The 23,191-nt window shown below is 52.0% G+C and carries 19 protein-coding genes; 16 read left to right on the top strand and 3 right to left on the bottom strand.

Annotated features, from left to right (window positions below; translation table 11 throughout):
• Positions 1-153 precede the first annotated feature (153 nt).
• Complete coding sequence (locus tag ACTOY7_RS10470) at positions 154-3,300, top strand: hybrid sensor histidine kinase/response regulator (RefSeq protein ID WP_482670568.1); 3,147 nt, start codon at positions 154-156, stop codon at positions 3,298-3,300.
• A gap of 61 nt (positions 3,301-3,361) precedes the next feature.
• On the opposite strand, the gene ACTOY7_RS10465 is transcribed toward ACTOY7_RS10470, so the two are convergent.
• On the bottom strand, positions 3,362-3,721 hold the full coding sequence (locus tag ACTOY7_RS10465) for a metal-dependent transcriptional regulator (RefSeq protein ID WP_160282382.1): 360 nt from the start codon (positions 3,719-3,721) through the stop codon (positions 3,362-3,364).
• A gap of 467 nt (positions 3,722-4,188) precedes the next feature.
• On the opposite strand from ACTOY7_RS10465, the gene argC reads away from it, so the two are divergent.
• From argC to ACTOY7_RS10390, 15 genes are all read left to right on the top strand, one after another.
• The gene (gene argC / locus ACTOY7_RS10460) at positions 4,189-5,229 is read left to right on the top strand and encodes an N-acetyl-gamma-glutamyl-phosphate reductase (protein WP_482670569.1); all 1,041 of its coding nucleotides are present in this window, start codon (positions 4,189-4,191) and stop codon (positions 5,227-5,229) included.
• A gap of 111 nt (positions 5,230-5,340) precedes the next feature.
• Positions 5,341-5,787, top strand: coding sequence for a GNAT family N-acetyltransferase (locus ACTOY7_RS10455; RefSeq protein ID WP_160282380.1), 447 nt, complete (start codon positions 5,341-5,343; stop codon positions 5,785-5,787).
• A 108-nt stretch (positions 5,788-5,895) separates the two neighbouring features.
• Positions 5,896-7,119, top strand: coding sequence for a bifunctional glutamate N-acetyltransferase/amino-acid acetyltransferase ArgJ (gene argJ / locus ACTOY7_RS10450; protein WP_482670576.1), 1,224 nt, complete (start codon positions 5,896-5,898; stop codon positions 7,117-7,119).
• Positions 7,120-7,196: 77 nt separating this feature from the next.
• On the top strand, positions 7,197-8,096 hold the full coding sequence (argB, locus tag ACTOY7_RS10445; RefSeq protein WP_300886045.1) for an acetylglutamate kinase: 900 nt from the start codon (positions 7,197-7,199) through the stop codon (positions 8,094-8,096).
• Complete coding sequence (locus ACTOY7_RS10440) at positions 8,086-9,267, top strand: aspartate aminotransferase family protein (RefSeq protein ID WP_482670577.1); 1,182 nt, start codon at positions 8,086-8,088, stop codon at positions 9,265-9,267. The genes argB and ACTOY7_RS10440 overlap by 11 nt, the downstream gene beginning before the upstream one ends.
• 246 nt (positions 9,268-9,513) lie before the next feature.
• A complete protein-coding gene (locus ACTOY7_RS10435) occupies positions 9,514-9,948 on the top strand; it encodes a DMT family transporter (RefSeq protein WP_160282378.1) in 435 nt (144 codons plus the stop codon).
• Between the two features lie 143 nt (positions 9,949-10,091).
• A complete protein-coding gene (locus ACTOY7_RS10430) occupies positions 10,092-10,850 on the top strand; it encodes a helix-hairpin-helix domain-containing protein (RefSeq protein ID WP_482670570.1) in 759 nt (252 codons plus the stop codon).
• Between the two features lie 13 nt (positions 10,851-10,863).
• Entirely contained in the window at positions 10,864-11,553 is a 690-nt protein-coding gene (locus tag ACTOY7_RS10425) for a response regulator transcription factor (RefSeq protein ID WP_300886047.1), read from the top strand.
• Positions 11,554-11,653: 100 nt separating this feature from the next.
• Positions 11,654-12,994 (top strand): sensor histidine kinase, encoded by a 1,341-nt coding sequence (locus tag ACTOY7_RS10420; protein ID WP_330690737.1) that lies wholly within the window; start codon positions 11,654-11,656, stop codon positions 12,992-12,994.
• Positions 12,995-13,018: 24 nt separating this feature from the next.
• On the top strand, positions 13,019-13,960 hold the full coding sequence (locus ACTOY7_RS10415) for a GerMN domain-containing protein (RefSeq protein ID WP_305182237.1): 942 nt from the start codon (positions 13,019-13,021) through the stop codon (positions 13,958-13,960).
• Positions 13,957-16,269 carry a ComEC/Rec2 family competence protein gene (locus ACTOY7_RS10410; protein ID WP_482670571.1) on the top strand — a complete coding sequence of 771 codons (2,313 nt, stop codon included), beginning with the start codon at positions 13,957-13,959 and terminating at the stop codon, positions 16,267-16,269. Before ACTOY7_RS10415 ends, ACTOY7_RS10410 begins: the two co-directional genes overlap by 4 nt.
• Before the next feature lie 71 nt (positions 16,270-16,340).
• Positions 16,341-17,318: a DNA polymerase III subunit delta gene (gene holA / locus ACTOY7_RS10405; RefSeq protein WP_160282374.1), complete on the top strand. Its 978-nt coding sequence runs from the start codon at positions 16,341-16,343 to the stop codon at positions 17,316-17,318.
• Between the two features lie 81 nt (positions 17,319-17,399).
• A complete protein-coding gene (lepA, locus tag ACTOY7_RS10400) occupies positions 17,400-19,214 on the top strand; it encodes a translation elongation factor 4 (RefSeq protein ID WP_160282373.1) in 1,815 nt (604 codons plus the stop codon).
• A gap of 79 nt (positions 19,215-19,293) precedes the next feature.
• A complete protein-coding gene (hemW, locus tag ACTOY7_RS10395) occupies positions 19,294-20,559 on the top strand; it encodes a radical SAM family heme chaperone HemW (RefSeq protein WP_300886003.1) in 1,266 nt (421 codons plus the stop codon).
• A 47-nt stretch (positions 20,560-20,606) separates the two neighbouring features.
• Complete coding sequence (locus tag ACTOY7_RS10390) at positions 20,607-21,773, top strand: M20 family metallopeptidase (protein WP_160282372.1); 1,167 nt, start codon at positions 20,607-20,609, stop codon at positions 21,771-21,773.
• Positions 21,774-21,935: 162 nt separating this feature from the next.
• Here ACTOY7_RS10390 and ACTOY7_RS10385 read toward each other — a convergent pair whose 3' ends face one another.
• Entirely contained in the window at positions 21,936-22,490 is a 555-nt protein-coding gene (locus ACTOY7_RS10385) for a chromate transporter (protein WP_300885998.1), read from the bottom strand.
• Complete coding sequence (locus ACTOY7_RS10380; RefSeq protein WP_160282370.1) at positions 22,487-23,032, bottom strand: chromate transporter; 546 nt, start codon at positions 23,030-23,032, stop codon at positions 22,487-22,489. Before ACTOY7_RS10380 ends, ACTOY7_RS10385 begins: the two co-directional genes overlap by 4 nt.
• Between the last annotated feature and the right edge of the window lie 159 nt (positions 23,033-23,191).

Genomic DNA, 23,191 nt, shown 5'->3' with positions numbered 1-23,191 from the left:
ATTGTATCATAAAATGAAAAAAAGTCAAAACCTTATCATAGGCCCCTGACCCGCCCGAATATAGCATTTTAGGCTTGAAAAAGCAATATTGATATGCTATATTTGATACAGTCATTGAGTGAATCACGGGTAAGTTTAGGAGGATATACAGGTATGTACCATTGTAATGTGCATTTCTACCTGGCAGGTCATCAGCGAAAATTATTTGAGATCATAAAAGGAATGTCTCCACTTGCGCATTTTACGCATGAATTTTCGGAGAGCAGCAGGCTGGATGCGGATCTGGCGGCGAAGGCGGATGTGATTCTTGTGGATCTGCAGGACATGGATGTCCTGGAAGCGGTACCGAAGCTGCTTTCGGCCAAGAAAAAGGAAGCGGAGCTGATCCTGCTTGCGGAGAAGGATCAGATTCTTCTTTTGACAGACAGACTGTCGGAGATCAAGGATATATGGACTATGCCCATGTCAGACGACGAGATCCGCTTCCGCTTTTTGAGATGGCAGCAGACCTGTAAGGTGAGCAGGGATTTCTGGCAGACAAGCCATTTTTTTGAATCCACCATTAACAATGTACCGAACCTGATCTGGTATAAGGACAAGAAGGGCATCCATACCAAGGTCAATGACAGTTTCTGCCGCACGGTCAATAAGACCAAGGAACAGGTAGAGGGACGCGGCCACGCGTATATCTGGGATGTAGAGCATGACGACCCGGCCTGCATCGAATCAGAACTTGAGGTCATGAATACGAAAAAGACCTGTGTATCCGAGGAAACGGTGAAGACCGGAGACGGAACCAGGCTTCTTACCACATACAAGTCTCCGCTGTACGATCTGGACGGGAGTGTCATGGGGACAGTGGGAGTTGCGATTGATATCACTCAGGAGCGGGCCTATGAACAGGAGATCGTCCAGAAGAATCATACTCTGGAGACCATTTTTACGACCATGGAGTGCGGCGTTATGACCCATTCCGTGGATGGATCCCGTATCCTCAGCGTGAACCGTGCCGCACTCAATATCTTGGGATATGATTCTCAGGATGAACTGATGGCGGAAGGCTTTGACATGGTGGCGGCCTCCGTGTTAGACGGGGATAAGGAGAAGCTCCGGGCATCCATCCGGGAACTGAAAAAAGAGGGCGACAGCGTCAGCGTGGAGTACCGTGTAGGACATAAGGACGGCTCAATCCTGCATATTATGGGAAATGTCAAGCTTCTGAAAGAAAAAGGAGAGCTATTCTATCAGCGTTTCCTGTTGGACTGCACGGCTCAGAAGCAGCAGGAGGAAAAGAAAGAACGACGCCATATGGAGCTGGTGCAGGCGCTCAGTATTGATTATAATATTGTCTGTTTCTATGATCTGGATACGGGAGCTGGCAGCTCGCTGCGGATGAGGGACAGCAGCAGAAGGCTGTTCGGAGATATCTTTACGGATAGACTTTCCTTCCAGGAGAGCATGGAGCAATACATAGAGAAGTTCGTCTATGAGGAAGACCAGGAGACGATGCGTCAGGACTTTTCACTGGAAAACCTCAAAAAGGTACTGGAGGAAAAGAATCCTTATTATGTGAATTACCGCACGTTCCAGGACGGCGAGATGAAATATTATCAATTGAAGATCGTGCGCGCGGGTGTCTGGAAGGACGGACACGGCATCGTTCTGGGGCTGCGCAGTGTGGATGAAGAGATCCGCAATGAGATGGAGCAGAAAAATCTGCTGCAGGACGCGCTTTTGCAGGCCAACAGGGCAAGCAAGGCGAAGAGCGTATTCCTATCCAATATGTCCCATGATATCCGGACTCCGATGAATGCCATCGTAGGCTTTACGGCTCTTGCTATCACTCACATTGACCGGCCAGAGCAGGTGGAGGAGTATCTGAAAAAGATCATGACCTCGGGTAACCATCTGTTGAGTCTGATCAACGATGTGCTGGACATGAGCCGGATCGAGAGCGGCAAGATGCATCTGGAAGAGAAACTCTGCAGCCTGCCGGATATCCTGCACGGCCTGAGGAACATTGTACAGTCGGATATCCATGCGAAGCAGCTGGAGCTGTATATTGATACGGTAGACGTCCTGGATGAGGACATTTACTGCGATAAGCTCCGCCTCAATCAGGTGCTTTTAAATCTCCTGAGTAATGCCATCAAGTACACGACCGCAGGCGGCATCATCAGTATGCGGGTGATGGAAAAGCCCAGGCCGACGACAGAATACGCAAGCTACGAATTCCACATCAGAGATACCGGCATCGGTATGAGCGAGGAATTTGTATCCCATATATTTGAGCCCTTTGAACGGGAGAAGAACAGTACCATCAGCGGGATTCAGGGAACCGGGCTGGGAATGGCGATCACGAAAAATATCGTGGATATGATGAACGGTTCCATTGAAGTGAAAAGCGAGCAGGGCGTAGGTACGGAATTTATTGTTTCCTTCACGTTCCGTCTGCATTCCGGTGCCAGGGAGCCTCAGAACATTCCTGAACTGAAGAACTGCCGGGCGCTGGTCGTGGATGATGATTTTAATACCTGCGACAGCGTGTCCTACATGCTGGGACAGATCGGAATGCGAGCGGAATGGACGCTGTCAGGAAAGGAAGCGGTACTGCGCACCCACCAGGCAGTCATGCGCGGGGATGAATACTGCGTGTATATCATTGACTGGATGCTTCCGGATATGAACGGCGTGGAGGTGACCCGTAGGATCCGGAAGGAAACAGGAAGCAATGTGCCGGTCATTGTCCTGACCGCATACGATTGGTCGGATATTGAGGAAGAGGCGACGGAAGCAGGGGTCACCGCATTCTGCAGCAAGCCGCTGTTTTTCTCAGAGCTTCGGAGCTGCCTGTATTCGATCGTGAATGCGGATGAGGCAGAGGAGAGCAAGCCTGACGAGAACAAGCGGCTGGATTTTCATACCGGATGTATCCTGCTGGCGGAGGACAATGAACTGAACCAGGAGATCGCGGAGGCCATCCTGGGAGACGCGGGTTTTGAAGTCGAGATTGCGGAAAACGGTCAGATCGCCGTGGATATGCTCAGCCGTTCAGAGCATGGATATTATCAGCTTGTGCTCATGGATGTCCAGATGCCGGTGATGAATGGATATGAGGCGACCAGGGAGATCCGTGCATTGGATGACCGGGAGCTTGCCGGGATTCCGATCTTGGCGATGACAGCCAATGCGTTTGAGGAAGACAAACAGGCGGCTCTGAGATGCGGTATGGACGGCCATATTGCAAAGCCGATCGATATTGACAACCTGTTCAGTACTCTGAATAAGATCCTGGATTGAATCAAGGATGGAAAATAAAAAGAGAGACGTACACCCTGCTGTGAATGTCTCTCTTTTCTTTCTATAGAATATGCTTTTTGATGGCCTCAAAGCTTTCCGCGCTGATGACGTGCTCGATCCTGCAGGCATCGGCAACGGCAACCTCCGGATCGACTCCGAGCTGCTCCAGCCAGGAGGAGAGAAGTTTATGGCGTTCATAGATCCGGTCCGCGATTTCCTTCCCGCTCTCGGTCAGATAGATAAAGCCTTCCGGAGTTACGGTAATATGATTGTTTTCACGGAGCTTTTTCATGGCAACACTGACGCTTGATTTTTTATAGTCAAGCTCGGCCGCGATATCGACGGAACGCACCACCGGACGGGATTCGCTCAGGATCAATATGGTTTCCAGATAGTTTTCAGCAGATTCATTGGTATGCATGAGTGACTCACCTCGTTTCTTTGTTCCATGCTAACATAAATCACTTCTTTTTTCAAGAATCAACATCGCTTTATAAATAGAACAGATGTTCATTGGTTGTTGTTCACACCCTGACCGGGCGCTCACAGTAACGTTCATTGCGGCATCACCGCCATGATAATAAATGTAGAAAAAAAGAAAAAACTTGCATATTATTCATTTTGGATGTATAATTATGCAAGTGTTCCCGAAAAGCTAAGAAGAAAAAACTTTACTTTAGATAAGAACAGGTATATGATGGTTACTGTTCACACGGCGTCGTGCACCCTGCTGCACGGCGTCCGGCCAATAAAGTGACATTTGCCATAATATCCAGCCTCTCGCCGAAGGCGACTTAAAATAGGCTGGATACTGTTACTGGAGCACCCAAAGGGTGTGAACAGTAACATATGATGTTTACTGGTTATATGAGAAAGGATGTGCAAAGGATGATCAAAGCAGGAATTATCGGAGCGACCGGATATGCGGGAGGCGAGCTGGTGAGGCTTCTGTCCGCCCACAAGGAGACGGAGATCGTATGGTATGGCTCCAGAAGCTATATTGACCAGAAGTATGCGGATGTCTACAGAAATATGTTCCGGATCGTAGACGCGGCCTGCATGGATGATAATATGGAAGAACTGGCAGAACAGGCGGATGTGATATTTACGGCCACGCCCCAGGGATTCTGCGCGTCGCTCGTCAATGAAGACATTTTGTCCAAGGTAAAGATCATTGATCTGAGCGCGGATTTCAGGATCAAGGATGTGTCCGTCTATGAGCAGTGGTACAAAATCCGCCATGAGAGTCCTCAGTTCCTGCCCGAGGCAGTCTACGGGCTGTGCGAGGTGAACCGGGATGATGTGAAGAAGGCGCGGCTGGTGGCCAATCCAGGCTGCTATACGACCTGCTCGATCCTGACGGCGTATCCCCTGGCAAAGGAAGGACTGATTGATATGGGGACGCTGATCATCGACGCGAAGTCCGGCGTTTCCGGCGCGGGAAGAGGGGCCAAGGTCCCGAACCTGTACTGTGAGGTCAATGAGAGCATCAAGGCATATGGAGTGGCATCCCACAGGCATACGCCGGAGATTGAAGAGCAGCTGGGGTATGCGGCCGGTGAAAAGGTATTGCTCAATTTTACTCCTCATTTGGTTCCCATGAACCGGGGAATCCTGGTTACGGAATATGCGTCATTGAAGAGGAAGACCGATGAAGAGGAGATCAAAGCCATCTATGACAGATATTATGGGGACGAAGCATTTGTCCGGGTGCTGGAAAACGGTGTCTGCCCGGAGACAAGATGGGTAGAAGGCAGCAATTATGCAGACATTGGCTTCAAGATTGATCCCCGGACCGGAAGGATCATCATGATGGGTGCCATTGACAATCTGGTAAAGGGCGCCGCGGGCCAGGCGGTCCAGAACATGAATCTGATGTTTGGGCTGAAAGAATCCGAGGGGCTGGAGCTTGTGCCGTTATTCCCGTGACAGGGGAGACGGGCCGGCCTGAGCTGCGGGCATCTTGTCAGCGTGTGACCTGCGGTATCCGGGGAACTCTTTGTGCGGAACGGCCCCGGCATTCATTTTGGGAGGAATGGTATGATACGTACAATGACGATAGAAGACTATGACGGTGTATTTGCGCTCTGGATGACGATCAGGGGCTTTGGGATCCGCAGCATTGATGATTCCAGGGAAGGCGTGGAGCGTTTTTTGAAACGGAATCCCACCACCAGCGTGGTGGCGGTAGAGGATGGAAAGGTGGTAGGCAGCATTCTCTGTGGGCATGACGGCCGACGGGGCTGCCTGTATCATGTGTGCGTGCATGAGGACTACAGAAGGCGGGGCATCGGCAAGGCGATGGTAGTGCGGGCCATGGAAGCGCTGAAGGCAGAACAGATCAGCAAGGTTTCCCTTATAGCGTTTACGAAAAATGACATTGGAAATGCGTTCTGGAATACCATCGGGTGGACGGAACGCCTGGATCTCAATTACTATGACTTTGTACTGAATACGGAAAATATCACGGCCTTTAACCAACAGTGATTCCATAGATGACCGGATCAGAGTACACTAGTTTACTGGCCGGCGAACGGTAACTGAAAAGGCGAAAAGGCTTCAGCAGCGTTAAGAGAGAAAGAGAGGATGAAAGAGATGGAAATCATCAAGGGCGGAGTGACCGCCGCAAAGGGATTTCAGGCAGCAGCGGCTGCCGCGGGGATCAAATATGCGGACCGCACAGATATGGCAATGATCTACAGTGAAAAGCCCTGCAAGATCGCAGGCACGTTTACTTCAAATATCGTAAAGGCAGCGCCGGTGAAATGGGACAGGGCCGTGGTGGAGAGCGGTGTGAAATCCCAGGCAGTGATCGTCAATTCCGGGATTGCCAATGCCTGTACCGGGGAAGAGGGAGAGCGGATCTGCCGTGAGACAGCCGAAAAGGCGGCGGAGGTGCTTGGCATTGACAAGGAAGGCGTGCTGATCGGTTCCACCGGCGTGATCGGAATGCAGATTCCCATGGAACGGGTAAAAGCGGGGATTGAGAAGCTCTCCGCAGGACTGGAAGGAGATCTGGAGCATGGAAATGAGGCCGCGCGGGCGATCATGACCACAGACACCCGGGAAAAGGAAGCTGCCGTTCAGATCGAGATCGGAGGAAAGATTGTGACCATCGGCGGTATGGCAAAGGGCTCCGGCATGATCCATCCCAATATGTGTACCATGCTGGCGTTTGTCACGACAGACGCGGCAATCTCGAGGAAGGCATTGAAAAAGGCGCTGAGCGAGGATGTAAAGGATACCTACAATATGATCTCCGTGGACGGAGATACCTCTACCAACGATACCCTGCTGCTCCTGGCAAACGGTATGGCGAAAAATGAGAAGATCCGCTGCGGTACGGCCGAGTACGAGAAGTTTGCAAAAGCCCTGCATTATGTCAATGAGACGCTTGCAAAAAAAATGGCAGGGGACGGTGAGGGGGCGACCGCGCTGTTTGAGGCGAAGGTGATTGGAGCATCCACCAAAGAGCAGGCAAAGACACTGGCAAAATCCATCGTCTGCTCCAACCTGACCAAAGCCGCGGTTGCGGGGCACGATGCCAACTGGGGAAGGATCCTCTGCGCCATGGGATATTCCGGGGCAGAGTTTGACCCGGAAAAGGTAGATCTGTATCTGGAGAGCCGGGCAGGAAAACTGCAGCTCGTCCGGGATGGGGCGGCTGTCGATTACAGCGAGGAACAGGCAACGGAGATTTTGTCTCAGCCCGAGGTGACGGCCATTGCCGACATCAAGGAGGGGGAGGCAGCGGCAGCAGCCTGGGGCTGTGATCTGACCCACGGATACATTGATATCAATGCGGATTACAGGAGTTGACATAACGATTCAGAACGGCAGCAGACGGGTCTGTGGTCTGCCGTTCCGAACAAAAGAATCAGAAAGAAGGACAGAATATGAATGAGAATATGCAGCAATATCTGGATAAGGCCCAGGTCCTGATCGAGGCGCTCCCCTATATCCAGCGTTTTAACCGGAAGATCATTGTGGTGAAATACGGCGGAAGCGCGATGATCGATGGCGAACTGAAAAAGCAGGTCATTCAGGACGTGACTCTTTTGAAGCTGGTCGGGTTCAAGCCCATCATTGTCCACGGAGGCGGCAAGGAGATCAGCAGATGGGTGGGAAAAGTCGGCATGGAGCCGAGATTCATCAACGGACTGCGGGTAACCGACGAGGATACGATGGAAGTGGCCGAGATGGTGCTGGGAAAGGTCAACAAAGGACTGGTGCAGCTGGTAGAGGAGCTGGGGGTGCGTGCCATCGGGATCAGCGGCAAGGACGGCGCGCTTCTCCGGGTAGACAAAAAATATGCGGACGGCCAGGATATCGGTTTCGTGGGAGACATCAAGGAGGTCAACGGGGCGATCCTGTTCGATCTGCTGGAAAAGGATTTTCTGCCCATTGTCTGCCCGGTGGGAATGGACGATGATTACCAGACATACAACATCAATGCGGATGACGCGGCCTGCGCCATCGCCCGTGCGGTGAAGGCGGAAAAGCTGGCATTTCTGACCGATATCGAGGGCGTATACAAGGATCCGGAGGATCCCAAAACGCTGATCTCGGAGCTGCGGGCGGAGGAAGCAAGGGAGCTGATCACGGACGGCTATATCGGAGGGGGCATGCTGCCCAAGCTGCAGAACTGTATCGATGCCATTGAAAACGGGGTTTCCCGGGTTCATATCCTGGACGGACGGATTCCCCACTGTCTGCTGCTGGAGATCTTTACGAACAAGGGAATCGGCACGGCAATCTTAAATGACGCAGAAAGCAGGTATTATGATGGTGAATGAGAAGATCCGAGGGGCAGAGGAGCATCTGCTGCATATTTATAATCGTTTCCCGGTGGCATTGGACCATGGGGAAGGCGTGTATCTGTATGATACAGAAGGAAAGCGATATCTTGATTTTGCGGCCGGGATCGGAGTGAACGGGCTGGGGTATCACAATGCGGAGCTAAACGACGCGCTGAAAGCACAGCTGGATAAGCTGAGCCATATATCCAACCTGTATTACCATGAAAACTGCGGGGCGGCTGCCGATGCTCTGGCTGACGCGTCCGGCATGGATAAAGTATTTTTTACGAACAGCGGGGCGGAAGCTATTGAGGGAGCGTTAAAGGCTGCCAGGAAGTATGCTTGGACAAAGAAGTCCGGACGGTATGAGTTTATCGCCATGAACCATTCTTTCCACGGCAGGACCGTAGGCGCGGTGTCCATCACCGGGCACCCGGAGTACCGGGAGCCCTTCGAGCCGCTGTTTCCGGGGGTACATTTTGCAGAGTATAACGATCTGGACAGCGTGAAGGCGCTGGTTAGTGAAAAAACCTGCGGAATCATCCTGGAACCGCTCCAGGGAGAGGGCGGGATCCATCCTGCGGCGCAGGAATTTATGGAAGGCATCCGGAAGCTCTGCGACGAGCAGGATATCCTGATGATCTGCGATGAGGTGCAGTGCGGTATGGGACGGACCGGGACCATGTTTGCATGGCAGGGCTACGGTGTGCGCCCCGATATCATGACCATGGCAAAAGCCATCGGAAACGGGATTCCGGTGGGGGCATTCGCCATGACGGAGCGTGTGGCGGAGCAGTCCTTAAAGCCTGGGGACCACGGGACCACATACGGCGGAAATCCTCTGGCCTGCATGGCGGTACGCAAGGTACTGGAGATTTTTGAAAAAGAGCAGATCGTGGAGCATGTAAAAAAGATCGAACCTTATTTGACGGCGCGTCTGGATGAGCTGACGGAAAAAACAGACTGCATCCTGGAACGGCGGGGCAAAGGACTGATGCAGGGCCTGGTGCTCACAAAACCGTTTGCGGAGGTGAACCGCCGGGCGCTGGAAGAGGGACTTCTGGTGATCTCTGCGGAAGGGAACGTACTCCGGCTTCTTCCGCCGCTGATCATCGAAGAAAAACATGTGGATGAAATGATCGAAAAACTGAAAAGGGCGCTGTCCTGATTTCAGGATCTGCCTCGCGGCAGTTCCCTGACAGGCGCGGCGCTGCCGACTGTATTATGCAGATCGTTTGCGGGTGTCAAGCTTTATGCAGAGTCGGCGGCTCCGTGCCTGTCACTTTTTTGGGGCCGGCGAATAAAAAATGACGATCAGAGCATACTATCCTCAGGCCGGACCAATCCTGCTGCTTCTTTAGAAGAACAGGCAGCAGGCATGGTCCGATCACGTAGGTATGGAGGTATATGTGGAATGATTGGGTTTTTGATCGCACTGTTATCCGGAGCTCTGATGAGCATACAGGGGGTATTTAATACCCAGGTGACAAAGACGGCCGGGATGTGGGTCTCCAATGCCTGGGTGCAGCTCAGCGCCTTTGCTGTCTGCTTTGTCATGTGGCTGGTCATGGGCCGGGATGACATTTCTGCCATCACCAGGGTAGAGCCCAGGTATATGTTGCTGGGAGGAGCCATCGGGGCCGGGATTACCTGGACGGTGATCAAGAGCGTCGGGGCACTGGGACCGGCAAAATCCGCGCTGCTGATCGTGATCGCGCAGCTGACAGTGGCATATCTGATCGAGCTGTTCGGTCTGTTCGGCATGGAGAAGGCGCCCTGGGACTGGGTCAAGGCAGGAGGGCTTGTTCTGGCTCTTGTCGGGATCGCTATTTTCCAGTGGGAAAGATAGAATGCCGCAGCCCGTTTTACCAGCCATAATGATAAAATAAAGATAAAAATATTTTTACCTATTGTAATTTAGGCACGAATTCGATACAATAGATATGTCTGGTGTAAAGGGGTTTGCACTGGTTTTCTCTGTGAGGATGAGACATGAACAGAAAAAGATTGCGGACAGCAGCAGGAATGCTGGGCTTATGTACGGTATGCTTCTGGTTTGCGGGATGCGGACGTAAGAGTACGGATCAGCTGGAGACGCTCCGACTGGAAGACAGCCGGGGAACGGAAGAAGATACCGCAGATCAGGACATTTCCCCGGAAAGGGACGGTTCTGGCAGCACAGAGGAAACCGGAGACAGAAAAGCAGCAGGAAACTTACAGGAGATTGGGAATGCGGATGCGGGCTCAGGCAGTACGGAACATATTTTTGTATATGTATGCGGGGCGGTGAACACGCCCGGAGTCTATGAACTGGAGGCCGGCGCAAGGCTTTATGAGGCCATCGCGCGTGCAGGCGGCGTCCGGGAGGACGGAGCGGAAGAGAGCATCAACCAGGCCCAGGCCGTGTCAGACGGCGAGAGGCTTTATATTCCCACAGATGAAGAAGTCCGTCAGGGACTGGATGGGTATTTCTTATCCGGCAGCGCCGGTGGAGACGCAGCCGCAGGCTTACAGCCTGCAGTACCCGACAGCGGCCCGCCCGGCAGTAATGCCGGCGGCAAGGTAAATATCAACACTGCTTCCAGAGAGGAATTGAAGACTCTGAATGGGATCGGGGATACGAGAGCCGGAAGTATCATCGTGTATCGGGAGTCTAACGGACCTTTTGGGAGCATTGAGGACCTGATGAAGGTGGAGGGAATTAAAGAAGGGGTATTCAATAAACTCAAAGATGATATTACAGTAAATTAAAGGGAAGAGTCATATGAGTGCGAAAAAAATCTTAGTTGTGGATGATGAAAAGTTAATTGTGAAAGGGATTCGATTCAGTCTGGAACAGGACGGCATGGAGGTCGATTGTGCGTATGACGGGGAAGAAGCGCTCAGCCTTGCGAGGAAGCGCGAGTACGACCTGGTTATTCTCGACGTGATGCTTCCGAAGCTGGACGGCTTTGAGGTCTGCCAGCAGATCCGGGAATTTTCCGATATGCCGGTAGTGATGCTTACAGCGAAGAGCGAAGACATGGACAAGATCCTGGGACTGGAATACGGCGCAGATGATTATATCACCAAGCCCTTTAATATTCTCGAGGTAAAAGCCCGGATCAAGGCGATCATGCGCAGGACCGCGCGTAAGGAGGAGGCTCCTCAGAGCACCATACTGGTCAAGGGCAATATGAAGATCGACTGTGAGAGCAGGAGAGTATTTATCGGAGAACGGGAGATCAACCTGACAGCAAAAGAATTTGACGCGCTGGAGCTTCTCGCCACGAACCCCAATAAGGTATACAGCAGAGAGAATCTGCTGAACATCGTGTGGGGCGCAGACTATCCCGGAGGCGCCAGAACCGTAGATGTACATATCAGAAGGCTGAGGGAGAAGATCGAGATCAATCCAAGCGAACCGCAGTACGTCCATACCAAGTGGGGAGTTGGTTACTATTTCAAAGGCTAAATTTCATTTTCAGATCAGAGATACTATCATAAGAAGCCTGTATTTTCGGATTATAGTGGTTATTTTATGTGCAGGGATACTGCCGGGAATCATTGCTTATATGGGGATCATCAAAGCATATGAATCCAGGGCGGTTTCTCTGCGCACGGCGGAAATACAGAATCAATGCACAATTCTATGTGATCAGCTGAACAGCTACAATTATCTGGTGGATAATTCTTCCGAAGTCGTCAATGCCAGCCTGACACAGTTGACTAATATTTATAACGGACGGGTCATGATCGTCAACAGAGAGCTGACGGTGATCAAGGATACCTATGCCCTGGACGAAGGCAAGACGATTGTTTCGGAAAATGTCATCCGGTGCATGAAGGGAGAAAGCACCAATTATTATGACAAGAAAAACCGCTATATTGAGGTGACCTCCCCGATCACGGAGTCCGGGTCGGAGGAGATTACCGGGGTGATGCTCGCCAGTGTGTCTACGGACACGATTGAGGACAGCCTGCGGATTTTTTATACAAAGGGCAGGGGGATCCTGTGGATCATCGGGATCCTGATGCTGGCTTTTTCCGTATTGGTGGCCTATCTGCTGGTACAGCCCCTGGGGAAGATCCGAAATGACATCGAGAATATCACGGAGGGCTTTGAGGACGAAGAGCTGCATGTCAATACGTACCGGGAGACCCGGCAGATTTCCGAGGCATTTAACAAGCTGCTGGGAAGGCTGAAAACGGTGGACGCTTCCAGGGAGGAATTTGTGTCCAATGTGTCCCATGAGCTCAAGACCCCGCTGGCGTCCATGAAGGTGCTGGCAGATTCCCTTGTGCTGCAGGAGCAGGTGCCTGTGGAGCTGTATCAGGAGTTTATGGAGGACATTGCGAAAGAGATCGATCGGGAGAACGACATCATCAATGATCTGCTGACCCTGGTGAAGATGGGCAAGACCGCTCCGGATTTGAACATTGCGCCGGTTAATATCAATCAGCTTCTGGAGCTGATCTTAAAGCGGCTCAAGCCCATTGCGGAGAAGAAGAATGTGGAGGTCGTCCTGGAGAGCTTTCGTCCTGTGACAGCGGAGATTGACGAGGTGAAGATGACGTTGGCAGTGTCCAATCTGGTGGAAAACGCGATCAAATATAACAACGAGGGCGGGTGGGTGCATGTGTCATTGAATGCGGACCACAAGTTCTTTTATATCAAGGTGGCGGATTCCGGAATCGGGATTCCGAAGGAAGACCAGGATCATATTTTCGAACGTTTTTATCGGGTGGACAAGTCCCATTCCCGGGAGATTGGAGGAACGGGTCTCGGACTGGCCATTGCAAGAAATGCGGTGATCATACACCGGGGCTCCATCAAGGTATACAGCAATCCAGGCGAGGGGACTACATTTACGGTCCGGGTGCCTATGATCTATGTATCGGCCCAGGCCTTATAGACATATCAGATAAGGGGGAACAGGATGAAAAATAGAAAAGAGAGATGGATGTCCGCAGGCGCGGCAGCCTGCTGTCTGCTGTGTCTGCTTCCGTCCTGTGCAAAACAGACAAAGATCGAAGAAGGGGAAGATTTTGTCTACTGTATCAACGGCGAAGGGACCGGCCTGTTTAAGGTAGTCTGCGACATTTCGCAGGAGACGCCGAATGACGGGGCGGAGACAGCGCTGGAAAAAATGGCGAGCCCGTCGGAGGACATTGAATATATGCCTGCCATTCCGGAGAATGTCAAGGTAAAGTCCCTAAAGGTAGAGCATGATATTGCATATATTGACTTTAATAAAAAATATAATGAGATCCCTTCCATTGAGGAAAAATTGGTGCGCGCCGCGGTGGTGCAGACACTGGTGCGGCTGGACGGGATCAACGGAGTATGGATCACCGTAGAAGAGGAAAACTTGAAAAATGAGTCCGGCAAGGTTTTGGGGGTTTTGAACGGGGATGATTTTGCGGAGAGCGCCGGCTCTTCCCCCAGCGCCTATGAGCAGACAACGCTGACTCTGTTTTTTGCAAATGAGTCCGGCGACCAGCTGGTCCGGCAGCAGATGGATGTCAGATATAACACCAATGTTCCCAGAGAGAAGCTGATCGTGGAAAAGTTGATGGGAGGTCCGAAAAAAAGCGGGGCTTATCCGACGCTGAATCCCTCAGCCGCGCTTCTGGGCGTGACGGTCAAGGAGGGAACCTGCTACGTCAATTTTGACTCGGAATTTCTCAACAGCGTCTATGACGTCCGGCCGGAGGTAGCCATTTATTCCCTCGTAAATTCCCTGTTGGAAGGAACCGGCGCGGGCAGCGTGCAGATCATGGTCAACGGAGAGAAGAATGCGTCCTACCAGGAGACCGTGGACCTGTCTCAGCCGCTGGAACGGGATCTGTCCTGGGAAGAAGAGAAGGAGGAAGAATGACAAAAAGACCGCTCTGCCTGGCTGCGGTTTTGCTGATCGGGATACAGGCGATTCTTGTGGGTGGGCTTCGGATCGCAAAGGATCTGAGGCCTTCCCCGCTGGAACTGGCCGTCGAGGACAGAGAGGCGGTAAGCCTCACGGGAACTGTCTCTCGGAGAGAAGAAAAACCAAAATACCAGGTTTATTATCTGACGGACAATCAGGTCCGTCTGAAAGAACAGATCATTGAAGAATCGAAAATTCTTGTTTATGTCAAACGTGATAAATCACAAGCTTTTCAAGATCACAATATTCAGGAAGTAAAAGAAATTGCCGTCGGCAACAAACTCGATCTTACCGGAGAAGTCCGTTTTTTTCAGGAGGCTTCCAATCCGGGGAATTTTGATCAAAAATTTTATTATCAGAAACAGGGGATCCATGCCAGTGTGTGGGCTGAAGACGTTCAGATTATGGAATCCCGGGTATGGCATATCCGGGAAGGACTGAGCGTGTTCCGCTGCCGCTGGAAGGAACGGCTGGTGTCCGCTCTGGGAGAGTATTATGGAAACAGCATGTCCGCAATCCTGCTGGGAGATAAGAGCGAATTGGATCCCGAACTAAAGGAACTGTATCAGAAAAGCGGGATCGGCCATATATTGGCCATATCCGGTCTACATATGTCCTTTCTCGGAACCGGATTTTATAAGCTGCTGCGAAAATCCGGTCTGTCATTTCTGCAGGCGGGTCTTGCCGGAATCTTGTTTTTGATGCTCTATACGCTGATGATCGGGTGGGGGGTGTCCAGCCTGCGGGCGCTGGTCATGTTTCTGGTGCGGATCGGAGCGGACATGTCCGGAAGGACCTACGATCTGCCCACCAGCCTGGCCGCTGCCGCGGCAGTGGTGGTGCTGTGGCAGCCCCTGTATCTGCTGGATGCCGGTTTCCTGCTGTCCTTCGGGGCAATCCTGGGGATCGTGCTGGTGTATCCGGTGCTGGATGGATTTCATGCGGCCCCAAGGCCATTGTGTGCCGGGCTGTCCATTCATCTGATGCTGCTTCCGGTGATGCTGTATTATTACTTTGAATTTCCTCTGTATTCCCTGCTGCTGAATCTCCTGGTGGTTCCGCTGATGTCTGTGATCCTTGGCGCGGGGATTGCCGGCTCGGCGCTGTCTATGCTGTGGGCAGGCGGGGGAATGGGGATTCTGCAGGTCTGCAAAGGCATCCTGTGGGTTTATGAAAGGGCCTGCGGGATGTCCATGGGGCTGCCCGCTGCCAGGATCGTGGTCGGCCGACCCGGGAAAATATGGATGGCAGCCTATTATATCGTTCTGCTTGGCGGATGTATGGCCGGGCTGGACTCCATCCGGTCCCGAAAGCAAAATGAAAAAGAACCGTGCGGAAAAACTCGGAAAGTGGAGAAAGAAAAGACAGGAGACATCAGGCGTGAGACACATTTCGTGAGAACGGTAATGGTGATGCTGCCGGCCGTTTTTTGCCTGACCTGCGCGTGCAGCCATGGAAAGCAGGGAGAACTGCAGGCTGTCATGCTTGACGTGGGGCAGGGGGACGGACTGTATATCCGAACGCCTTCCGGCAGGCATTATCTGATCGACGGCGGAAGCACGGATGTGTCAAAGGTGGGAACCTACCGGATTGAGCCCTTTTTAAAATCCCGGGGAGTCCGCGAACTGGATTATGTGTTCATTTCCCACGGGGACGCTGACCACATCAACGGGGTAGAGGAGCTTCTGGAAAATCAGACTATGGGGATCCGGATCCGTACACTGGTGCTGCCGGATGAACAGGTGCTGGACGAAGTGCTGTTGGAGCTGGCCAAAAAGGCGGAAGGCTATGGAACAAAAGCGGTGACGATTCGGAAAGGGCAGCAGGTCCAAGATGGCGGGATGACGCTTACCTGTCTGGCGCCTGCCGCGGATTACGGCGGGGAGATCGGAAACGCTTCATCCATGGTACTTGCTCTGAAATACCAGAAATTTGATATGCTCTTTACAGGAGATGTAGAAGGGGATGGAGAATATGCACTGACAGAAAGCGGGGTTTTACAAAAATACGATATTCTGAAGGTGGCCCATCATGGATCAAAAAATTCTACCTCAGATGCATTTCTGGAAGAGGCAGATCCAGCGGTCGGATTTATTTCCGCAGGACGGAACAACCGATACAGCCATCCGCATCAGGAGACACTGGAACGGCTGAGGCAGCTTGGGTGTCGGCTATTCAGTACGCAGGATTGCGGGGCAGTGACGGTGAAAACAGATGGAAGCAGGGTGGATATGGAAGGATATTTGGGAACAATTCTTTTGTAGAACATGCGATTACCGCATATGTAAGGAAATGCTTTGCAAAATAGAACGTTTTCCTATATAATATAGAAGCTATGAAAAGTTTGAATGAAGATTTAAAGGCAGGACAATTGAAGCAGATCTATCTTCTCTTCGGAGAAGAGGGCTATCTGAAAAGGCAGTACAGGGACCGCTTGACCAGAGCTATGCTTCCCGAAGGGGACACTATGAATTATGCCTGTTATGAAGGGAAGGGCATCGAGATCAGGGAAGTCATCGACCTGGCGGAGACTATGCCGTTTTTTGCGGAGCGAAGGCTGATCGTGTTTGAGAACTCGGGCTTTTTCAAAAGCGGCGGAACAGATCTGGCGGATTATATCAAGGAGCTGCCGGAGACTACCAGCTTCCTTTTCGTGGAAAATGAAGTGGACAAGCGGAGCAAACTGTATAAGGCAGTGAAGGCCAAGGGACGCGCGGTCGAGCTGGGCTTTCAGGATGAAGCGACCTTGAAGCGCTGGGTGGCCGGGCTGATTCGGAAGGAAAACAGGCAGGTCAGTGAGCAGACCATCGTATATTTCCTGAATAAAACAGGAACCGATATGGAGAATATCACGAAGGAGCTGGAAAAGCTGTTCTGCTATACCTTCGGCCGGGACTCGATTACCAAAGAGGACGTGGACGCAGTCTGTGTGACCCAGATTACCAACCATATTTTCGAGATGGTGGATGCGGTGGCACAGAAGAAACAGAGAAGAGCACTGGAGTTATATTATGATCTTCTGGCCCTAAAGGAACCGCCCATGCGGATCTTATTTTTGATGATCCGGCAGTATCGGCTCCTGCTCCAGGTGAAAGGGCTTTTGAAAGCCGGATATGGGAGAAAAGAGATTGCCTCCAAGGCCGGACTGCACCCGTTTGTGGCCGGAAAGTATATGGATCAGGCGAAGCATTTCCCGGGCCGGGAGTTAAGGGCCATCATGGAGGAAGGCGCTGAGCTGGAGCAGTCCGTGAAGACCGGAAGGCTGACCGACCATCTGGCAGTGGAATTGTTTCTTGTGAAATATTCATCGTAACTGCTCAGCACAGGATAGCCCATTTACCGCGCTGCCTGTACGAAAGCAGATACTATTCGTCGTGATTGAGGAGGAAGAGACGTGGCAGAGATAGAACAGAGTAAAATACGGAATTTTTGTATTATTGCCCATATAGATCATGGGAAATCCACACTGGCAGACCGGATCATTGAGAAGACCGGGCTTCTGACCAGCCGGGAGATGCAGTCCCAGGTGCTGGACAACATGGACCTGGAGCGGGAGCGGGGCATTACCATCAAGGCCCAGGCGGTGCGCACGGTTTACAAGGCAAGAAACGGAGAAGAATACATTTTCAATCTGATCGATACGCCGGGGCATGTGGATTTTAACTATGAGGTTTCCCGGAGTCTGGCAGCCTGCGACGGGGCGATCCTGGTGGTGGACGCGGCCCAGGGGGTGGAAGCCCAGACCCTGGCAAATGTCTACCTGGCGCTGGATCATGACTTGGATGTCATGCCCGTGATCAATAAGATTGATCTGCCCAGCGCAGAGCCGGAGCGTGTCAAGGAGGAGATTGAGGATGTGATTGGTATTGACGCCCAGGAGGCGCCGCTGATCTCCGCAAAGACGGGGCTGAATGTGGACGACGTCCTGGAAGAGATCATCCGGCAGATTCCATCGCCCAAAGGTGATCCGCAGGCACCGCTGCAGGCGCTGATCTTTGATTCCGTGTATGATTCCTATCGGGGCGTGATCGTGTTCTGCCGGATCAAGGAAGGACAGATCCGCAAAGGGACGCAGATCCTGATGATGGCTACCGGGGCAAAGGCGGAAGTGGTGGAGGTCGGGTATTTCGGCGCCGGGCAGTTTATCCCGTGTGAGGAACTGAGTGCCGGTATGGTAGGATATATCACCGCCAGCCTGAAAAATGTAAAGGATACCCGGGTGGGAGATACCGTGACGGATGCGCGGCGTCCCTGTGAGGAGCCCCTTCCGGGATATAAAAAAGTGAACCCTATGGTGTACTGCGGCATGTACCCGGCGGACGGGGCAAAATATCCGGATCTTCGGGATGCGCTGGAAAAGCTGCAGCTCAACGACGCGGCCCTGCAGTTTGAGCCGGAGACCTCGGTTGCGCTGGGCTTTGGCTTCCGCTGCGGCTTCCTGGGCCTTCTGCACCTGGAGATCATCCAGGAACGTCTGGAACGGGAGTACAATCTGGACCTGGTGACTACCGCGCCCAGTGTAATCTACAAGGTGCATAAGACCAACGGAGAGGTGATCGACCTGACCAATCCTACCAATCTGCCGGATCCGGCGGAGATCGAATATATGGAGGAGCCTCTGGTGAAGGCGGAGATCATGGTGACCTCAGAATTTATCGGAGCGATCATGGACCTGTGCCAGGAGCGCCGGGGGGCTTACCAGAGCATGGAATATATCGAAGAAAAGCGGGCCGTGCTGCATTATCATCTGCCCCTCAATGAGATCATCTATGACTTCTTTGACGCACTCAAATCCAGGTCCAGAGGATATGCTTCCTTCGACTACGAGCTGATGGGCTACGAACGGTCAGAGCTTGTGAAGCTGGATATCCTCATCAATAAGGAAGAGGTGGATGCCCTGTCCTTTATCGTCCACAGCGGAACGGCTTATGAGCGCGGACGAAAGATGTGCGAAAAGCTGAAATCAGAAATTCCGCGGCAGCTGTTTGAGATCCCGATCCAGGCGGCCATCGGAAGCAAGATCATTGCCAGGGAGACGGTCAAGGCCCTGCGCAAGGACGTGCTGGCGAAGTGCTACGGCGGCGATATCACCCGAAAGAAAAAGCTTCTGGAAAAGCAGAAGGAAGGCAAGAAGCGGATGCGTCAGGTGGGAAATGTAGAAATCCCGCAGAAGGCGTTTATGAGCGTGCTGAAGCTGGATGAGGATTAACTTACTGTCCGCGCGTGCTATGCACTTGCCGCGCGGCATCCGGTCATTAAAGTAACAGATTAACAGGGGACTTGGTGAGATTGTGAATGAACTGGAATTATATGTGCATATTCCGTTTTGTGTACGGAAATGTGCCTACTGCGATTTTTTATCCTTCCCGTCGAAAGAGGATTTGCGTCAGGAATATGTAAATGCCCTGATCCGGGAGATCAGGGGGTATGGAAAACGGTATGCGTCATGTCATGTGCCTACAGTCTTTATCGGCGGGGGAACGCCTTCGATCCTGTCCTCAACCCAGATTCAGGCGGTTTTTTCCGCAATCCGGGAGACGTTCCGGGTGGATCCTGAGGCGGAGATCACCATGGAGGCGAACCCGGGAACCGTGACAGAGGAAAAGCTTCTGGCCTGGAAAGGAGCCGGGGTGAACCGGATCTCCATCGGACTGCAGTCTGTAAGGGACGAAGAGCTACGGATGCTGGGAAGGATTCATGATCACCGGCAGTTTCTGGATACCTGGAGACTGGTCCGGCAGGCAGGAATGGAAAATGTAAATATCGATCTGATTTCCGCGATCCCGGGGCAGACTCCTGAGAGTTGGAGGGAGACACTGAGAAAAACAGTCGAGCTCGCACCGGAGCATCTATCCGTATACAGCCTGATCATTGAAGAAGGAACTCCTTTTTATGAATGGTATAGCAATGGGCCGAGAGACCCGCAGTCAGAGGACAGGGGAAGAGGAGCAAAAAAGGACGCTTCTCAGGACGCGCGGGACGGAGCACAGGGTCCGGCAGATCCGGCCGGCGCGTCCGGATCAGATGACCAGCAGTATCCGCCTCTGCCGGATGAAGAGACGGAGCGGCTCATGTATGAGGAGACGGAGAACATCTTAACGGAATACGGATATGCCAGATATGAGATATCCAACTACGCAAAGCCGGGCTGTGCCTGCAGGCATAATATTGGTTACTGGCAGCGGAAAGCGTACCTTGGGATCGGGCTTGGCTCCTCGTCGCTGATCGGAACGACTCGGTTTTGCCATACGCCGGATATGGAAACATATCTGGCTTGTGCCGGAGATCCGGGGAAGATCTGTGAAGAAGAGCAATTTCTGTCTAAAAAGGATGAAATGGAGGAGTTCATGTTTCTTGGACTGCGGATGATGTGCGGTGTGAGAAAATCCGAATTTTTCCGTTTGTTCGGCATTCCTGTGGATACCGTTTATGGAGAAACGTTAAAAAAGCTGCGGGAATATGGCCTTTTGGAGATTGAGAAAGAAACGATAAGACTTACAAAGAGAGGAATTGATATCAGCAATTACGTATTTGCACAGTTCCTGCTGTCTTAGATGATGAAAAATGTACCTGCTCACGGGGAAGGATATGGAGGAAGATCATGGAACAAAATCAACTTGCGGTTAAGCTGACGCAACAGATGGTACGGATCGACAGTACGAATCCGGGTACCGGTGAAAAAGGGATGGAACAGTTTTTGCTTTCTTTTGGACAAGAGCTTCAAAACACGAATGACCGTGTCACGATTCGGACAGAGGAAGTGCTTCCTGGCAGGAATAATGTGATGCTTTCCCTGCCGGGAAAGGAAGAAAAGCCGGAATGCATCTTTATCTGCCATATGGATACCGTCCCGGCAGGCAGTGGATGGGAGGAAGACCCATTTTCCGGGGAGATCAGGGGAAATCGGCTGTACGGTCGGGGTTCCTGCGATATGAAATCCGGGTTTGCCTGTGCGCTGTCCGCATTTCAAAGTGCTGCGGAGCATTTTCGGGATGGAAATATGGCCGGTCGGACCTTGAAGGTGATTGGTACGGTAGATGAAGAGGGAAATATGGCCGGGGCGGAAAAAGCGATCGAATCGGGATGGATTGCAAGGGACTCTCTGGTACTGGATATGGAGCCTACCAACGGGGAATTGCAGGCGGCCCATAAGGGGCGTCTCTGGTTCGAAATATCCGTGGAGGGGATCACGGCCCATGCAGCGACGCCATGGAAGGGGGCAGATGCCATTGCGGCGATGGCAGAGGTCATCTCTAGTATACGAAAAGATTTTACGCAGCTTGCGCGGCATCCGCAGATGGGAGCGTCGACGGTCTCTTTTGGCCGGATTTCGGGCGGAAGCCAGCCCTATGTGGTATCGGAGCAGTGTACGGTAACTGTGGATATGCGGCTTGTCCCTCCTTATACAAAGGAGGACGGGGAGCATATGGTGAAAAAAGCGGCGGAGGAGGCAGAGAAAGCGGTTCCTAAGGCAAAGGTGACCTATCGGATCACCGGGGACCGTCCCGCTATTGAGATGGACGAGACTTCCGAGCTGTTCAGCAGGCTCCAGGATTCCTGCAGAAAGGTGGAAGGAAGGCCCGCAGAAACAGGGGTATTTCCAGGATATACGGATACTGCGGTGATTGCGGGAAAACTGGGAAACAAAAACACGATGTCCTATGGTCCGGGCGACCTGGAGCTGGCTCACAAGCCTCAGGAATCTGTTCCCATAGCAGACATCCTGCGCTGCGAGAACGTTTTAAAAGAACTGGTGAGAAATCTGTGAAAGAACTGGCACAGATCCTTTCGGAAGATTATCAAAAATACGCCTGTTCCCGGAAGTGATATATCCTGAGCGCCAGATACACTTACGGTCGGAAATCTGCTGTGAGTATCGTCCAGCCGCACAGGATATCATCCATCAGAGGGTGCAGGCGTTATCAGATCTTTACAGCCGGAATAAAATCCCAAGTATGGCTCCGCAGCCGATCCAGAGGATCGGGTGGAGCTTTTTTAATGGCTTCCACTGCAGCAGCAGAAAGACCACAAGACAGATGCCCATGGAAGAGTAATGGAACACAGGCCTTGGCTGTGTCAGGTCTGCAAAGGTAATGACAGCAATCTGCCATACAGCATATCCGATCAGCGACGCGATCATGGGACGTATGCCGTAAAATGCGGCACGGACATATTTGTTTTCACTGAAATCAGACATAAATTTTGCGATTATGACAATGATAATGATAGCAGGAGAAACCAGGCTCAGGGTGGCCAGGACGGCGCCCGGAATCCCGGCAGCGTGAAAGCCTGCGTAAGTGGCCATATTGATTCCGATGGGGCCGGGCGTGCTCTCGCTGATGGCGATCATATCCGCCAGCTCGGAAGCAGTGAACCAGGGGTATTTCTGCGCCAGATCCATCAGGAAAGGCACTGTAGCCATGCCGCCGCCGATGGAGAATAAACCGATTTTGAAAAATTCTATAAATAAAGTCAGATAGATCATGATCCAGCCTTCTCCTTTCTGATATTTACGAAGATTCCGATCACAGCCGCGCACACAACCAGCACGATCGTAGGAATCGGTGAGAACGTAGCAAGAAGAAAGCCGGCCAGGAACAAAAGCACTCCTAGCTTGTCCTTGATCCCTGCTCTGGCAAGGGAAATGACCGTATTGAGCATCATGGCGCAGACCGCGACCCGGATGCCGGACAGCGCGTGGACCACCAGGGGCTCCGCGATAAACCGATTTAATATGGTGGCGATCAGAGTGATGATGATCAGGGATGGGGTGACCATACCCAGGGTACAGCAGACGGCGCCGATGATCCCGGCCTGTTCATAGCCGATATAGGTCGAGGTGTTGACTGCGATGATGCCCGGGGTACATTGCCCGATGGCATAGATATCCAGCAGCTCTTCCTCGTTGGTCCAGCCTTTTTTTTCGATGACCTCTTTTTTCAGCATGGGCAGCATCGCCATGCCTCCGCCGAACGTAAGGCCGCCCACACGAAGAAATGTAACATATAATTCCCACAGCTTTTTCATAATGTGAACCTCCAGCTTTTTTCAAAAATATATTACGATATTTTCCGGAGAATAGCAAGGGGAAGTAAAAAAGATAAAAAATATATAAAGTATGTTGACAAACGGAAATCAAGGTGCTATCTTAATATACGTAAGATGTTAGCACTCAAATCGAGGGAG

The organism is Schaedlerella sp. (genome assembly GCF_056796775.1).
Note: the sequence above shows the minus strand (reverse complement) of the source record. Positions and strands in the feature narration are given on the sequence as shown.

What these genes read in the sequence shown, in the direction of transcription:
- ACTOY7_RS10385 (WP_300885998.1), bottom strand. Translation starts at nt 22,490, where the DNA reads ATGATCTATCTGACTTTATTTATAGAATTTTTCAAAATCGGTTTATTC.
- ACTOY7_RS10455 (WP_160282380.1), top strand. Translation starts at nt 5,341, where the DNA reads ATGATACGTACAATGACGATAGAAGACTATGACGGTGTATTTGCGCTC.
- ACTOY7_RS10415 (WP_305182237.1), top strand. Translation starts at nt 13,019, where the DNA reads ATGAAAAATAGAAAAGAGAGATGGATGTCCGCAGGCGCGGCAGCCTGC.
- holA (WP_160282374.1), top strand. Translation starts at nt 16,341, where the DNA reads ATGAAAAGTTTGAATGAAGATTTAAAGGCAGGACAATTGAAGCAGATC.
- ACTOY7_RS10465 (WP_160282382.1), bottom strand. Translation starts at nt 3,721, where the DNA reads ATGCATACCAATGAATCTGCTGAAAACTATCTGGAAACCATATTGATC.
- ACTOY7_RS10430 (WP_482670570.1), top strand. Translation starts at nt 10,092, where the DNA reads ATGAACAGAAAAAGATTGCGGACAGCAGCAGGAATGCTGGGCTTATGT.
- argC (WP_482670569.1), top strand. Translation starts at nt 4,189, where the DNA reads ATGATCAAAGCAGGAATTATCGGAGCGACCGGATATGCGGGAGGCGAG.
- ACTOY7_RS10425 (WP_300886047.1), top strand. Translation starts at nt 10,864, where the DNA reads ATGAGTGCGAAAAAAATCTTAGTTGTGGATGATGAAAAGTTAATTGTG.
- ACTOY7_RS10435 (WP_160282378.1), top strand. Translation starts at nt 9,514, where the DNA reads ATGATTGGGTTTTTGATCGCACTGTTATCCGGAGCTCTGATGAGCATA.
- ACTOY7_RS10420 (WP_330690737.1), top strand. Translation starts at nt 11,654, where the DNA reads ATGGGGATCATCAAAGCATATGAATCCAGGGCGGTTTCTCTGCGCACG.
- ACTOY7_RS10410 (WP_482670571.1), top strand. Translation starts at nt 13,957, where the DNA reads ATGACAAAAAGACCGCTCTGCCTGGCTGCGGTTTTGCTGATCGGGATA.
- argB (WP_300886045.1), top strand. Translation starts at nt 7,197, where the DNA reads ATGAATGAGAATATGCAGCAATATCTGGATAAGGCCCAGGTCCTGATC.
- ACTOY7_RS10470 (WP_482670568.1), top strand. Translation starts at nt 154, where the DNA reads ATGTACCATTGTAATGTGCATTTCTACCTGGCAGGTCATCAGCGAAAA.
- ACTOY7_RS10390 (WP_160282372.1), top strand. Translation starts at nt 20,607, where the DNA reads ATGGAACAAAATCAACTTGCGGTTAAGCTGACGCAACAGATGGTACGG.
- ACTOY7_RS10440 (WP_482670577.1), top strand. Translation starts at nt 8,086, where the DNA reads ATGGTGAATGAGAAGATCCGAGGGGCAGAGGAGCATCTGCTGCATATT.
- ACTOY7_RS10380 (WP_160282370.1), bottom strand. Translation starts at nt 23,032, where the DNA reads ATGAAAAAGCTGTGGGAATTATATGTTACATTTCTTCGTGTGGGCGGC.
- argJ (WP_482670576.1), top strand. Translation starts at nt 5,896, where the DNA reads ATGGAAATCATCAAGGGCGGAGTGACCGCCGCAAAGGGATTTCAGGCA.